The 14,537-nt window shown below is 50.0% G+C and carries 11 protein-coding genes and 1 pseudogene; 1 reads left to right on the top strand and 11 read right to left on the bottom strand.

Features of this window, described 5'->3' with window-relative positions:
- Window positions 1–38: 38 nt before the first annotated feature.
- On the bottom strand, window positions 39–728 hold the full coding sequence (ytaF, locus tag AB432_RS02340) for a sporulation membrane protein YtaF (RefSeq protein WP_048036132.1): 690 nt from the start codon (window positions 726–728) through the stop codon (window positions 39–41).
- Between the two features lie 80 nt (window positions 729–808).
- On the opposite strand from ytaF, the pseudogene AB432_RS02335 reads away from it, so the two are divergent.
- Window positions 809–905: pseudogene (locus AB432_RS02335) on the top strand (HXXEE domain-containing protein); the annotation flags it as partial.
- An 88-nt stretch (window positions 906–993) separates the two neighbouring features.
- Here the strand turns inward: AB432_RS02335 and AB432_RS02330 are convergent.
- The 10 genes from AB432_RS02330 to kdpA form a co-directional block, all read right to left on the bottom strand.
- Complete coding sequence (locus AB432_RS02330; RefSeq protein WP_048036130.1) at window positions 994–2,655, bottom strand: DUF4179 domain-containing protein; 1,662 nt, start codon at window positions 2,653–2,655, stop codon at window positions 994–996.
- Window positions 2,636–3,202 (bottom strand): RNA polymerase sigma factor, encoded by a 567-nt coding sequence (locus tag AB432_RS02325; protein ID WP_048036129.1) that lies wholly within the window; start codon window positions 3,200–3,202, stop codon window positions 2,636–2,638. The genes AB432_RS02330 and AB432_RS02325 overlap by 20 nt, the downstream gene beginning before the upstream one ends.
- A gap of 185 nt (window positions 3,203–3,387) precedes the next feature.
- Entirely contained in the window at window positions 3,388–5,052 is a 1,665-nt protein-coding gene (locus AB432_RS02320) for a DUF4179 domain-containing protein (protein ID WP_048036128.1), read from the bottom strand.
- Entirely contained in the window at window positions 5,033–5,599 is a 567-nt protein-coding gene (locus AB432_RS02315; RefSeq protein WP_048036127.1) for an RNA polymerase sigma factor, read from the bottom strand. Before AB432_RS02315 ends, AB432_RS02320 begins: the two co-directional genes overlap by 20 nt.
- A 512-nt stretch (window positions 5,600–6,111) precedes the next feature.
- Window positions 6,112–6,966 carry an arginase family protein gene (locus tag AB432_RS02305; RefSeq protein ID WP_048036126.1) on the bottom strand — a complete coding sequence of 285 codons (855 nt, stop codon included), beginning with the start codon at window positions 6,964–6,966 and terminating at the stop codon, window positions 6,112–6,114.
- 49 nt (window positions 6,967–7,015) lie between these two features.
- Complete coding sequence (locus AB432_RS02300) at window positions 7,016–7,741, bottom strand: hypothetical protein (protein WP_048036125.1); 726 nt, start codon at window positions 7,739–7,741, stop codon at window positions 7,016–7,018.
- Window positions 7,742–7,753: 12 nt separating this feature from the next.
- A complete protein-coding gene (locus tag AB432_RS02295; RefSeq protein WP_048036124.1) occupies window positions 7,754–10,084 on the bottom strand; it encodes a universal stress protein in 2,331 nt (776 codons plus the stop codon).
- Window positions 10,085–10,102: 18 nt separating this feature from the next.
- Window positions 10,103–10,663 carry a potassium-transporting ATPase subunit KdpC gene (gene kdpC / locus AB432_RS02290; RefSeq protein WP_048036123.1) on the bottom strand — a complete coding sequence of 187 codons (561 nt, stop codon included), beginning with the start codon at window positions 10,661–10,663 and terminating at the stop codon, window positions 10,103–10,105.
- A 34-nt stretch (window positions 10,664–10,697) separates the two neighbouring features.
- A complete protein-coding gene (gene kdpB / locus AB432_RS02285) occupies window positions 10,698–12,737 on the bottom strand; it encodes a potassium-transporting ATPase subunit KdpB (RefSeq protein WP_048036122.1) in 2,040 nt (679 codons plus the stop codon).
- 75 nt (window positions 12,738–12,812) lie between these two features.
- The gene (gene kdpA, locus AB432_RS02280) at window positions 12,813–14,486 is read right to left on the bottom strand and encodes a potassium-transporting ATPase subunit KdpA (protein ID WP_048036121.1); all 1,674 of its coding nucleotides are present in this window, start codon (window positions 14,484–14,486) and stop codon (window positions 12,813–12,815) included.
- Window positions 14,487–14,537: the final 51 nt, after the last annotated feature.

Raw genomic sequence — 14,537 nt, 5'->3', positions numbered from 1 at the left:
GTCCATATATCTGGACGGGTCTGTAATTCGTTTGTCGGTTATTTCAAGCTTTTGGCTACACCAATGCAAATCAACAAAATCGGCGGCAGCCAGGTGAGTCGCGTCAACCAGCTAGATTTTCCGGCGCGCCTGCCGAGGGCAATTCCTACCACAAGAAGCAAGGCACTCATCACCGCGATACAGAGAGCGACAAGCAGTGGCGAGTATCCCAAAAACGTAAGGCTGATGCCTGCGCCGAAAGCATCCAATGACAGAGCAAGCCCCAGCATGACGGCCTCCCAGCCCATAATATGCCCAGAACGGTCAGCGTCGGCTTTGGACGGATCTTTTAAAATCTGAATCATGACGCCAAAAATGCGGAACTGCGACAATAATACGATGGGCTCCTGCTCTTCCTGTTTTTCTGCGGCTACAATAGCATTACTCGCAGCGGTAGACTCCTGAGCCTCTGTCCCCGACCGTGTCGCAATGAGCCGCCACAGAGTAAACAACCCCATGAGAATCAAGACCGCGGCACCAATATACTTGCCGATCTCGGGGGTTAACCATTCGGTGAGGGATGAGCCTACGAGCATGACACCATATACAACAGCAAACGAACAACCGGAAACGACGACGAGCGACAAAAAGGGCATTCTCATGTTCCGTAAACCATACGTCAATCCTACACTGACACTGTCCATGCTGATGGCCAGGGAAACGAGCAGGAGTGCGAGCCATCCGCTCATATGTGGTCACCTCTTTCCCATTGCCTATTAGGTATACGCGAAAAGCTCCGCTGGTGTGCCAACAAATCATGGCCATCTCGGAGGGATACCCGCTGAATCCACAGTCTGCCATGATCATCAACCCTGTTCCCAACGGTCGTCTGGCTCGGCTTGGCACCGATTCTCTTGGGCTTCTTCCTGTCGTTGCGGTTTACATTCTTATTGTGAAGGGCAATATCCTGTGATGAAAAAGAAGAGGCCACTGTCGGCCTCTTCCTTCTTTGAACTATTTGATTTCAAAAGGCACTTCCCAATTCACGTCGTGCTCCACCATATAGGAAGCATAGGATACCGTGAGCTTTTTCGGTTCTTGCTTCAAGCGTGGGATGGTGATCGTGCCTTTGATCTGTACACGTCCGTCCTTGTCTCTGGTGCTTTCTGTATCCACTGACGCATAGTAAGTCTTCCCGTTTTCATCCTTTACAGACCAATAGTGGTTCTCGAGTACGTCTTTTCCTAATGTACCGTCCACTGTAATCACAGCCTCACCTAGATCTTCGCCTTTACCAGGCTCCCATGCAAAAGAAGAGAATGTAAAGGCACTGCCTGTCTCATCCTTGAAAGTCGCCGCTTTCTTGTTTAGCTCTGCTGGAACCAGATCGAATTTAGGTGAAGCCAGTTTTTTCTCATAAATTTTCTTGAGCTCAAGCTTTAATTTTTGTTCTCCCTGTATCGGACCAAACGTATGCCACCAATTCAAGACATCGCCCTCTGCTTTTTCTTCGGGTTCTTCTTCTGTTCTTGGCGTCCATAGAACATTCATCTTGTTATCAAGCCCATCATCCAATGATTTCATATCCCAAGCTGCCACCACTTCCCCTTTTTCATTGGTGATTTCGTACATCATATTCTCTCCCGAAAAAGCAGGTTCGCGCTCTTTTTCTGTGATAATGGCGCCTCGCGGATTTTTCCGATCGTACAGGATCGACGTTCGTTCAACCTCCAAATAAGCTGATTTTGGGAAAGTGGTATCCAGCATGACCCGTGTCGCACTCGGGGAAAATTCGATATTTTTCAGCTCAATCCCGAGCCCTTGTGGCGATTGAAAAGCTGTATCCTGGAAGGCAACCGCTTTCGTCGCTTCCTTGGCTTTTTTCATATCAATCGGAATTTCCAATGACCATTTTCCTGTCTTACCTGCGATTTCTGTCTGTTCTAAATGTAAGGTCAGTTGGTCGGGGATAGCCTCATGTGATTCAAAGATTTCGTTCAAAAATCGTTCTGTGATGAAAAACTCTCCATGACTTCCCGAATTATCTCCTTCATCATCCTCGAACCAATTCTTCCCGTTCTGATCCATCAGTTTCGCATCCAAAATATGGTTTTCTATCTTCTTGCCGCTCTGGTCGTATACATCATAGATGACTGCGATCCTCATCGAGTCAGCCAACAGCTCTTTTAACTCGACAGTAATTCCTTGATCGGTTGCCTTTTGCTCCAGCTTTTGAACAAGACCTTTATGGACGGCGTTTTTCATGCCATTGTCTGCGTCTTTTTCGATCTGGAACAAGCTATTCACATAATTCGCAAACGTGGGTGATACAACGGTTCCTGTTACCACCAACGCCGTAAGTCCTGCTACTACCAGTCCTGTCTTCTTCACAATATCCCAGCCCCTTTGTCTTCTGGTTCGGGAGGAGTGCATTCGCTTAGAACGTGGAGGAACTGCATCAGACAGCTTATCCATGACCTCGTCTGTAAATGCATCGGGTACAGGAGCCTCCGGAATGTCGGAAAAACCCTCTTCCTGCATGCCTTCTACCCACTCTTGCAGGTGCTTCTGGCATTGTGGACAATTTTCCACATGTTGCTCCAATCCTTTGCTCTCGGCAGGGGCCAGCTCATCGTTTACGTATAGCTTCCATTGATTAAACATGAAGCATTTCATAAATAGCTCCCCCTCCCATCGTTTTCGTCAGGCTGTCCTTCATCTTTTTGCGGGCGCGGAATAAACGCATCTGAACGGAGCTCTCCGAGTGGGACAGTATCTCACTGATTTCCCGATACGACAGTCGCTGTAGGTAAAACAGGACGAATACCTCGCGATACTCTTCATCCAGCAGCATGATGCTCCGTTCCAGCTCGGCGTCCCGTTCCTTTTTCAACAATGTTGTCTCAGGTGTGTCTGGGTCAATCAACTGCTCCTCATCGATTTCTACCAGCTCTGTCCGTTTGCGTTTTCGCATTTCATCCAAGCAATGATTGCTCGCAATTCGATACAGCCATGAGGAAAACCTGTACTCAGGCCGATAGTCGTGCAAACGATAAAAGGTTTTGATAAACACGTCTTGAGCCAAATCCTGTGCGTCTGGCATGTTGCCGATCATCCTGTACAAATAGCCAACAATCTTACCCTTGTATCTGTCGACAATTTGTCTGTACTGCTCATGATCGCCAGCCAGGATTTGCTCGATTAGTTCCTGATCGTCCGGCATTTTGCTACTCCTCCATCTATTACAGATCAAGCCAGCGGGGAATGCTGCGCAGCTTCCGTTTTGGTTGAATCATAAGCTAATACGGAGAGATTGGAAAATCCTTTCTCTTTTTATAAAAAAATCATTTTTTCATCCCCGGAACAAAAAAGAAGAGGCCTGTGTCTACCTCTTCCTTTACCTTCAAACTATTTGATTTCAATCGGTACTTCCCACTTCACATTGCGATGCTCGACCGTATAATCAGCATAGGATACGGTGAGCTTTTTCGGCTCCTGCTCCATGCCTGGAATCTCCAATTTGCCTTTGAAGTTTACGTGTCCGTCCTTGTCCCTGATGCTCTCTGTCTCACTCAGATAGGAATGATAAACCTTCCCATTCTCATCTTTGACGAACCAAAAACCGGTTCTGACCACGTTTTTACCTAACGTACCCTCTACGGTGATCACCGCCTGAGCTTTTGGTTTTTTCTCGCCATTAGCCGGCTCTAGCACGAAGGAAGAAAACGTAAAGGTATTACCGACTTCATCCTTTACGGTCTCTTTCTGCTTAACCAGTTCGGCTGGAACAAGCTCCATTTGGGGGTAGGCCAGCTTCCTTTCATAAATCTTTTTAAGCTGAAACGTTAACTTTTGTTCCCCCTGAATCGGAGCGAAAGTTTGCCACCACTTCATTTTGTCCCCTTCCGGTTCGGCTACTGTTCCGGATACATGGAGAACATTCTTCCGATTTCTAATGCCTTTATCCAAATCCATATCCCAAGCTGCAACCACTTCTCCCTGCTCATTGGTGATTTCATACGCAATATCGTTCCCACTTAGAGAATCCGCCAAAAACTCCGGCTTGATTCCAATTGTCTTGCCTTGCTCCTGGTTCTTCTTATAGGTCTCTACTTGTTGATTCCTCGCCTCTTCGGCTGCTGTCGTGTACGTGGTCTCCATCAGTACTCGGGTTGCGCTCGGAGAAAACTCGATTTTTTTCAACTCCATTACGAGTCCCTGTGGTGATTCATACTTAGCATCATGGAAGTTCGCTATTTTGGTCGCTTCCTTTACTTTCTTCATATCAATCGGGAATTCCAGTTCCCACTTTCCTTCTTTCCCTGCAATTTCTGTCTGTTCTATTTTAAGAACCAGCTGATCAGGAGTAGTATCAGAGGACTCGAAAATATCGTTTAAGGCCAACTTGGCGATAAAATAATTCCCATGTTTAGCCATAATAATTCCATCATTTTCACTGATCAAATCTTTCCCAGTCGGATCAATCAATTGAGAATCCAAGAAGTGTTCATCTAGATCAATTTGCTTGCCATTCTGGTCGTACATATCATAGATGACCGCGATCCGCATCGAGTCAACCATCAACTCTTTTGCTTCAAAGGTAATACCTTGGTCCGTTATCTTTTGATTCAGCTTTTGGGCAAAGCCTTTATGGACGGCGTTTCTCATACCCGCATCCTTTTCAATTTGGAACAAGCTATTCACATAATTAGCAAACGTCGGTGATACAACCGTTCCTGTCACTACCAACGCCGTAAGTCCTGCTACTACCAATCCTGTCTTTTTCACAATATCCCATCCCCTTTGTCTTCTGGTTCGGGAGGAGTGCTTCCGTGCCGTACGCGCGGGAACCGCTTCGAACAGTTTACTCATGACCTCGTCCGTAAACGTATCGGGTACAGGAACTTCCGGATAGGCGGAAAATTCCTCTTCCAGCATGTGATCTACCCACTCTTGCAGCTTTCTTTGGCATTGTGGGCATTGTTCTGCGTGCTGCTCTAATCCTTTGCTTTCGGAAGGGGAGAGCTCGCCATTTTCATAGAGCTTCCATTGATTAAACATGAAGCATGTCATAAACATCTCCCCCTCCCATCGTTTTCGTCAGGCTTTTTTTCATCTCTTTACGAGCACGGAACAAACGCATTTGAACCGCACTCTCCGTAAGAGACAATCGCTCGCTGATTTCTCGATACGACAGACGCTGCAAGTAGTGCAGGACGAACACCTCACGATACTCCTGATCCAGCAGCATGATACTTCGTTCCAGTTGGGCGTCCCGTTCCTTTTTTAACAGGGCGGTTTCTGGCGTCTCTGGATCAACGATCTGTTCCTCCACGATTGCCGTCCGCTCCGTTCTTTTGCGTCTTCGTATTTCATCGAGACAATGATTGCTCGCGATTCGATACAGCCATGAAGAAAACTTGTGCTCAGGCCGATAGTCTTTCAATAGGTAAAAGGTTTTGGTAAACACGTCTTGAGCCAAATCCTGTGCGTCCGGCATGTTACCGATCATTTTGTACAAGTAAGTAACGATCTTGCCCTTGTACCTGTCGATAATCTGACTGTACAACTGATGATTGCCAGCAAGGATTTGCTCGATCAATTCCCGATCGTCCGGCATTTCTACTACTCCTCCATCTATAACCGATCAGCCTTTGGGGAATGCTGCGCAGCTTCCGTTTTGGTTGATTCAACACTAATACGAATTTGCTGGAAAATCCTTTCTCCTTATTTTTAAAAATATTATTTTCCTGTCAAAAGAGTTGGGGTTTGAGTCAACATAGGGGAGGAGAAGAAAAAGCACAGTTCTCTTCGACTCTGACACGCCAGCGTGGGGGATTGACTGTCCGTCTCCACTTTAAAAAGAGGACCGTCGAACCAAAGCCACCCTACGGGCGGACGTTTCTCGGGGAAGAAGTGTTCGACAAGCGTGGTCCTCTTTTTAAAGTTCCGACCGGGTAGGCGTTATCAAGGTCTGCGAGCCCTGTGCTTTTTCTTCTCACCAGCTTTCTTTGCTCATCGGTACCTTCTAGAACTTAGGAAGATCAAAAAAAGAGCTCGACAGCCTGAACTGAAATCAGGACTGCCGAGCTCACTTGCTATCAAATCTATTCTTTTTCGCATGGGAGGGCTTTAAGCACGGGCAGATAGTGCCCGGGCGAGCAATTCTACTAGCCTCCGCGCATACTCGCCAGTGGTATCTCTTGCCCCTGAGAATTCCGTCACTTCCATACTGGTCACGCGCGAATCTCGTAAAACTGTTGCGAGCAATGCCTCCGCTTCGGACAGCGACAATCCAATCTCACTTGGAGAATAGGCGGCTGCCATCGCGTCTTTGTGCATGATATCTACGTCGAAATGAACGAGGATTTTGGCATCAGGCGGGATCGATTGGAGCGTATGAGAAACTCGGTCCACGATGCTGCCTTCTGTGAGCTGGGCCAAGGTCATGATGTCAACGCCGAAAGTTTCTCGAGGCATCTGCTGACAGCCGACAAGACGGATTCGCTCTGCATCCCAGCCGCTTGGTTCGACCCATTGTCCACGATCCTGAAGCAAAAACCATAATCCCATCCCTGCTGCTCCAATACAGCGGGAAGCCGATGGAACTACTGCATCGAGATGACCGTCAAGCACGAGCAGATACGCTTTTTCCTGATACCGAGCCTGATGAGCCTGTGCCGTTGCAACGACCAAGCTGCAATCGCCGCCGAGCATCAAGACAAAGTCATCCGTATCGAGCCACTCTTGCGCGTCCTTTTGCAGCAAATCCCAAAACATACGCGGAGCCGGCCAATTACGAACTGGTGGAATATTATGGCGAGGCAAATCGTCGGGAAGATGTAGATTTCCTATATCCTGCACTTCCAAGCCATGCTGCTGCAACTGCTCGATCAATCCTGCTGTACGAATCGCGTCCGGGGCTAATTCTGTACCAGAGACATATGCACCTGTGAAATGCGGGATACCAGCTACTTTTACTTTTATAAACAGTCCCTCCCAAGGAATTCATGGTATGAATGTCCCTAAAAGTATATCACAGCTTCGTTTGCAATAATTGGATAAGATCACTGACGGAAGGCCGCAACCAACGATCTGGCAAGGATGCTTTTTCTCCGCGCAGTAGTTGGCAAGCAAGCGCATTCGGATGGACATCCGCACTTAAAAAATATACTTGGTGCATAGGCTGCGGGAGAGCGTCCATGACTTCCACGTATTTGTTGACATACACCTGTAACGCATCCCGATAGGCTGGAGTTGTTAGTGCCGCGCCACACCACACATCAATTCCGGTCAACGCCTTGGCATGAGCTGCATCCAAGCTTTTTGCGAGCGAGCAGATAACGAACAGCAGCTTCTCTGGCGCCAGATTGAACCGCTTCTGATACTGCTTGGCAAAACGGGCAAGTGTCGCATTCCAGGACGGCGTATCGTAGCTGCCTAGATCAGGGATGCATTTGAGTGCCCCGACTAACTGTTCCTCCCTCTTTATAAACAAGAGACCGTCGATCACTTGAAACGAAAGCCCGGTCAACTGCCCGGACAAAAACTCACCCACCCGCTCATGCATGACGCGAGAGATTCGCTGTGAGGATTTACGCTTTAGCTTTTGCCGTATGCGCACCTCTTCTTCCTCCAGGTAGACCCGGATCAGCCTGGAAAACAAATCTGCCTCCGTAGTTGGCTCTAGTATCAGGCACTCCAAACGGCTATAGGCGTCTGCCACGCTTTGGTCCCATTGCCCTTCTTTTTCTGTGCCCATCATTACCCTCCCTCACATCATATCGGATGCGTGATCAGCCACGACCAGCACATCCATGTGTCGGACCTCCCGCAGTAATCGCTGGATGACCGAACCCTCGAGAATTTCCTTCCAGCGGGTACGCGCGGACTGCCCGATGACGACCTGCGTCGTTCCTTTTTCGTTCATATGCCAAACCAGCTTGGTGAAAACCTTGCGTCGGGAAGGGGCTTCGTATCGTTCGAAACGACCTCCGAGCCGCTCTGTTAGTGCCTTCAGCTTCGCTAGCTGCATCTCTTCCTCTTCTGTCAGCAACGAATGATCCTGCACGTAAGCTACATGCCAGGACGCCTTCAGCCGATAGGCAATTCGGAACCCTCGTCGAATCAATCGTTCACTGTCTGCACGCAAATTCACACAGACAAAAATGACTTCCTGCTGCCGCCAAGGCCCACGAAGCGTTCGTCGCTCCCACGCCTCCAAGCGTTCGTCGACGTCGTCCGCCACTTCACGCAAGGCCAGTTCCCTTAACGCGATCAAATTCCCTGTTTTGAAAAAGTTGGTCAGCGACTGCTCCACCTTTTCCATCGCGTAAATATTGCCCTCCCGCATCCGCTGACGCAGTGCTTTGGGTGAAATATCAATCAGCTCTACCTCATCTGCCTGATGCAGAATATGGTCCGGCACCGTCTCTCTCACGCGGATTCCCGTGATTTGCTCGACGCTGTCGTTTAAGCTCTCGAGGTGCTGTATATTCATCGTGGATATGACGGAAATACCCGCAGCCAAAATCTTCTCGACATCGTGGTAGCGCTTCTCATAGGCACTCCCCGGCACGTTCGTATGTGCCAGCTCATCCACTAGTACGACCTCTGGATTTCGCCGAATAATTTCGTCCGTGTCCATTTCTTCGAGCGTCACGTTTTTGTATGGAATGCGCTTTCGCGGAATGAGAGGAAGTCCCCCTACCTGCTCAATGGTTTCCTTTCGTCCATGCGTTTCCAAAAGCCCAATCACCACATCGATGCCATTTTCGACGAGCTCGTTGCCTTCACGGAGCATCGTGTACGTCTTGCCGACGCCAGGTGCTGCTCCTACATATACTTTTAGCGTCCCGCGCTTGATTTTACCGATTTCCTGCTGCATCTCCTCATCGGAGAGTCGTCGGTACGGATTGGCCGTTATCGCCCGTTCTCGCTTGGTCGGCATGACACGCTCACCGTCCCGCTCGGAACGATCTGCCACGATCAAGATATCAATATTTTTCGTTTGCCGAAGAATCTTATGGACGATGGAGCCATACCATATCTCTTCCCAGCGCGTACGCTTGGATTGCCCCATGACGATTCGGGTCACATTATTCTCCATCGCATAGGCGACGAGCTCGTTTGCTACGTCCTTTTCACGTGCAAGCATCTGCTCTTCGAAGGTACCTCCGACTTTGTCCACGAGCTTTCCGATGGATCTTTTAAAAGTCGCCTCTTCCTTCGTCAGCTTCTTGGACCAAGGGAGAAAACAGACGACCAAGAGCTCTCCGCCGAGCCGCTTGGCAACCTGTTGTCCACGTCGAACCAATATCGAGCCGTTCCAATGATACTGGGCAGAAACCAGCACCTTCTCTGTGGCTCCTGAAGCCCCCACCATGCCGTGCTTCTCCCGATAATCCTCCAAATCCTCGTTTACGCCCGTAGCTACGAACCGAAGAGCGAGTTCCCGCAGCACATGCAGATTGTCTCTGCGAAACAACGGATGCTTGGATCGAGTCTGGTTGCGATCGTCTTCTTGCAGCCGTTTCAGGATGGCTTCTGGCGTGACGTCGAGCAGCTTCACCTCGTCGGCCATGGCAAGCGTATCCTCAGGGACACACTGGTCGATCCGCACTTCTGCCTTCGTCAGTCGCTCCGCCATCTCTTTCATCCCGGCCAATTCGTAAATGTTTACCGTCGCAATCACACTTATATTGTGGTTCAACAAGTACTGAACATCGTCCAAGCTGGTTGGTCGCGGGGCATCTGGACGATTGCGATGAGCCAAACCGTCTACGAGCACAACTTCCGGGTCTCGCTCGATAATGGCTGCGACGTCCAGATCATGTCTTGCTTCCCCGAGGGAATACCAGATGATTGGCTGGATTTGCTCCAAGCCCTCCCGCTTTTGTGCCAGCTTGGGATGAGTGGCCTCACCTGAGCCAGCTACAACCACATCAATCCCTTTTTTCTTTAGCGTCTGCCCTTCCATCAACAGATGATAGGTTTTACCTGAACCACTGACAGCCCCCAGAATGATTTTCAGCCTTCCCCGGTGCATTCTGGAGATGGACTGCAAGATTTCCTCCGGGGACTTTCGCCGATATTGCTCTACCATCTCGCAGCCCTCCCTCCATTACTTTAATTCGTCCAGAGCCAAATTCAGCTTCAATACATTGACACGCGGTTCTCCGAATACCCCCAAGCTTCTTCCCTCTGTATTCGCTTCAATCAAAGCCTGTAGCTGTACCGGTTCGAGATTGCGCGCCTTGGCTACACGCTCGACTTGTATCTGGGCAGCCTTTGGTGAGATGTGCGGGTCCAAACCAGAAGCGGAGTTCGTCAGCAAATCAGCCGGGATGTCTTCCTGCTTCACGCCAGGATTCGCTGCCAGAAATGCGGCAATATCCTTTTGCGTACGTTCGATCAGGGCCGGGTTGGATGGCGCGTAGTTGTTCGAGCCAGAGCCTGCCGCATTGTTATCAATAGAAGAAATGCGTCCCCAGAAGTACTTCGGATCGGTGAAAGACTGCCCAATCAGCTCGGAGCCAACCACCTTGCCGCTTGCATCCGTGATCAGACTGCCGCTTGCTTGTGCAGGCATGACAACCTGTGCAACCCCTGTCATCGCCAGCGGGTAGGCAATGCCGCAAATCAGCAGCAATACGAGGCTGAGACGCAAATTTTTCCATATCATATCGGTTCACCTGAGCTTTCTTTTTTCATTTTAACTAAACTAAATTTAACCCCACCAAAATCAAGTCAATCAGCTTGATGCCCACGAACGGAACGATAATTCCTCCCAAGCCATAGATCACCAGGTTGCGGCTAAGCAGCTTTGTCGCGCTCATCGGTGTGTATTTCACACCTTTCATCGCTAGCGGAATCAGGATCGGGATGATGATCGCATTGAAGATCAACGCGGACAAAATCGCACTTTGCGGTGTTGCCAGACCCATGATGTTGAGCGCACTCATTTGTGGGATCGCCAGCATGAACATCGCAGGAATGATTGCGAAGTATTTCGCTACGTCATTGGCGATACTGAACGTCGTCAATGCACCGCGTGTCATCAAAAGCTGCTTGCCAATCGCTACGACCTCGATGATTTTGGTCGGGTCAGAATCCAGATCGACCATGTTGGCTGCTTCCTTCGCCGCTACCGTACCCGTATTCATCGCCAAACCGACATCGGCTTGTGCGAGAGCTGGCGCGTCATTCGTACCGTCACCTGTCATGGCGACCAGCTTGCCTGCCGCTTGTTCTTTGCGGATCAACGCAATCTTGTCTTCCGGCTTGGCTTCGGCTACGAAATCGTCCACACCAGCTTCGCGGGCAATCGTCGCTGCTGTCAGCGGGTTATCTCCCGTGCACATGACCGTACGAATTCCCATGCGGCGCAGCTCTTCAAAGCGTTCGCGCATCCCTGGCTTTACGGTATCTTTCAAGTAAATCAAACCGAGAATCGTATTGCCTTCTGCTACAGCCAATGGCGTGCCGCCCGCCGTTGCAATCCGGTTTGCTTTTTCATCCAGATCAGCAGGGATGTTGCCCCCTTGCTCTGCCACGTATTTTTTGATGGCGTCGACGGCCCCTTTGCGGATGAGGACGCCGCTTGCCAGATTCGTCCCGCTCATTCTCGTTTCAGCACGGAACTCTACGCCCTCGGAACCCGGCAATTCAAGTTCAGCAGGTGCCAGACCTTGTTTTTTCGCCAACTCTACAACAGAGCGTCCTTCCGGTGTTTCGTCATGGACCGAGCTTTGTGCAGCTACTCGGTTCAATTCCGTACTTTTGCTGTTGCCTACGGTGACAAACTCGGCAGCCATCCGGTTACCATGTGTGATCGTTCCCGTTTTATCCAAAATAATGGTGTTGATGTCACCGGATGCCTCAACGGCTTTACCAGACATGGCGATGACGTTAAACTGTGTGACCCGGTCCATACCCGCAATCCCAATCGCTGACAAGAGTCCCCCAATCGTGGTCGGAATCAAGCAAACGAGCAAAGCAATCAGTGTCGCAACCGGAATGGCTGCATTTACATAGTTTGCGATTGGCTGCAAGGTCGTGCAGACGATCAGGAATATCAACGTCAAGCTGACCAACAGCGTATTTAACGCGATTTCATTCGGGGTCTTCTGTCTTTTCGCACCTTCCACCAACGAAATCATGCGATCCAAAAACGATTCGCCGGGATCAGTCGTCACACGGACGCGGATACGGTCACTGACGACACGTGTACCTCCCGTGACAGAGCTGAAATCGCCACCTGCTTCTTTAATGACCGGAGCAGATTCACCCGTAATCGCTGATTCGTCCACAGAGGCGACACCCTCGACGATTTCCCCGTCGGATGGAATCAGCTCGCCTGCTTCCACTATGACCAGATCGCCTTTTCGCAGTTCGGTGGAACTGACGACTTGAATGCGACCATCTTTCCCCACTTTTTTTGCTTGCGTGTCCTGCTTCGTTTTTTTCAAGCTCTCTGCCTGTGCTTTGCCGCGCCCTTCTGCCAAGGCTTCTGCGAAGTTGGCGAACAAAATTGTCACGAACAGGATAAAGCTGACGACACCGTTGTAAAACGGGTCCGAAGCTCCCCCAAACAAATTGGGCACAAACGTCAGGAGAAGCGTTATGAAGAACCCGATCTCTACCACGAACATGACTGGATTTTTCATCATCACACGCGGGTCCAGTTTTTTGAAAGACTCGACAAAGGCCCGTTGGTACAAATCTTTAGGAAGCGCAACCGTGCGCGTTCTACTCATGGAAAATTACTCCTTTGCCTCTAGTATTCATTTTCAAATCGATGTTCAAAAAGTCGGCTTTTGAACGTCCTCTTATCATCGGATTGTGAGCCACTCTGCGATTGGGCCGAGCGCAAGCACAGGCAGGAATGTCAGTGCGCCTACGATCACCACAGTCGCAATCAGAATCACCGTGAATACACTATTGTCTGTGCGCAGCGTACCCATCGTTTCCGGTACTGGTGTTTTTGCGAGCAAGGAACCTGCTACCGCCAGCATCGTAATAATTGAGACGTATCGACCGAACAGCATGACGAGTCCGGTAGAAATGTTCCAGAATGGTGTGTTGTCCGCCAATCCTTCAAAACCGGAACCGTTGTTTGCCGCCGAAGAAGTGTACTCATACAGCACTTGTGAAATGCCGTGGAAGCCTGGGTTCGATACTGCGGACGAGCCCATTTCTGTCGCCAATGCAATGGCGGTTGGCGCCAAAATAATCAGGGGATGAACGAGAATCGCGATGGCGATCAGCTTCATCTCTTTTCCTTCGATCTTGCGGCCGAGGAATTCAGGCGTACGCCCCACCATCAAGCCCGCCAAGAATACAGCCAAAATCGCATACATCAAAATGTTAATCGTTCCGACACCATCTCCGCCGAATACGCAGTTGAGCATCATTTCACCGAGCGGAACCAAGCCGCCTAGTGGTGTCAATGTATCGTGCATGTTGTTCACGGTTCCTGTCGTTGCCGCTGTTGTCACGGCAGTGAACAAGGCGCTTTGCGCGATACCAAAACGGACTTCTTTTCCTTCCATGCTGCCCATTTGTTGTGACAGGCCAGCTCGTTCCAGCGCCGGGTTGCCGTTTACCTCATTGGCATACGCCGTGATCAGGAACGCCAGGAACATCACGAACATCGCTCCAAAAATGACCCACCCTTGCTTGCGGCTCTTCGCCAAGAAGCCAAATGCGAACGGCAGTGCCGCTGGAATCAAGAACATCGACAAAATTTCGATCACGTTTGTTAACGGTGTCGGGTTTTCAAACGGATGCGAAGAGTTTACCCCGAAAAATCCGCCTCCGTTTGTCCCCAAATGCTTGATCGAAACGAGTGAAGCAACCGGACCGCGAGCGATTTGCTGCTCCGTTCCGCTAATGGTTGTCGCTGTTGCCGTCGGCTCCATCGTCTGCGGCACGCCTTGGGACACCAAAAGCAATGTCACAACAATCGCCAGTGGAATCAACACACGTGTATGAGCACGCACCAGATCTACGTAGTAGTTACCGATGCTACGCTGCCCTGTCAGCCCTCGCATGAAGGCCATCACGACCGCGATCCCTGTCGCTGGCGTCGTAAACATCAGGTAAATAATGACCAGCATCTGCGATAGATACGACAATCCGCTCTCCCCGCTGTAATGCTGAAGATTCGTATTCGTCAAAAAGCTGACCGCCGTGTTAAAGGAAAGCAACGGCTCCATCGCCGCGATTCCACTCGGGTTTCCAGGCAGCATCCCTTGCAAACGAAGCAAGAGATACGCAATCGCTACCATCGAAATGTTACTGACCAGAACAGCCATTGCGTACTGCTTCCAGGTCATATCTGCTACGCGAATGCCAGACAGCTTGTATATCGCTTTTTCCACCCCGCCAAAAACACGGTCCAATCGGGTCGTCTCCAGCGAAAAGGAGCGTGCCAAATATTTTCCCATCGGTATGGCGAGTACGAAAAGCACCACCAAAACCAACGCTATTTGTATAAAGTCCACGACAGTTCCTCCTACTCCCTCTAAAAAATGGTTCCAAATAAACGAATGCTT

This window comes from Brevibacillus brevis (assembly GCF_001039275.2).
GTDB classification, from domain to species: Bacteria; Bacillota; Bacilli; order Brevibacillales; family Brevibacillaceae; genus Brevibacillus; species Brevibacillus brevis_C.
The sequence above is the reverse complement of the archived record's forward strand: the minus strand, read 5'-3'. Positions and strand labels throughout refer to the sequence as shown.

What these genes read in the sequence shown, in the direction of transcription:
- ytaF (WP_048036132.1), bottom strand. Translation starts at nt 728, where the DNA reads ATGAGCGGATGGCTCGCACTCCTGCTCGTTTCCCTGGCCATCAGCATG.
- AB432_RS02330 (WP_048036130.1), bottom strand. Translation starts at nt 2,655, where the DNA reads ATGAAATGCTTCATGTTTAATCAATGGAAGCTATACGTAAACGATGAG.
- AB432_RS02325 (WP_048036129.1), bottom strand. Translation starts at nt 3,202, where the DNA reads ATGCCGGACGATCAGGAACTAATCGAGCAAATCCTGGCTGGCGATCAT.
- AB432_RS02320 (WP_048036128.1), bottom strand. Translation starts at nt 5,052, where the DNA reads ATGACATGCTTCATGTTTAATCAATGGAAGCTCTATGAAAATGGCGAG.
- AB432_RS02315 (WP_048036127.1), bottom strand. Translation starts at nt 5,599, where the DNA reads ATGCCGGACGATCGGGAATTGATCGAGCAAATCCTTGCTGGCAATCAT.
- AB432_RS02300 (WP_048036125.1), bottom strand. Translation starts at nt 7,741, where the DNA reads ATGGGCACAGAAAAAGAAGGGCAATGGGACCAAAGCGTGGCAGACGCC.
- AB432_RS02295 (WP_048036124.1), bottom strand. Translation starts at nt 10,084, where the DNA reads ATGGTAGAGCAATATCGGCGAAAGTCCCCGGAGGAAATCTTGCAGTCC.
- kdpC (WP_048036123.1), bottom strand. Translation starts at nt 10,663, where the DNA reads ATGATATGGAAAAATTTGCGTCTCAGCCTCGTATTGCTGCTGATTTGC.
- kdpB (WP_048036122.1), bottom strand. Translation starts at nt 12,737, where the DNA reads ATGAGTAGAACGCGCACGGTTGCGCTTCCTAAAGATTTGTACCAACGG.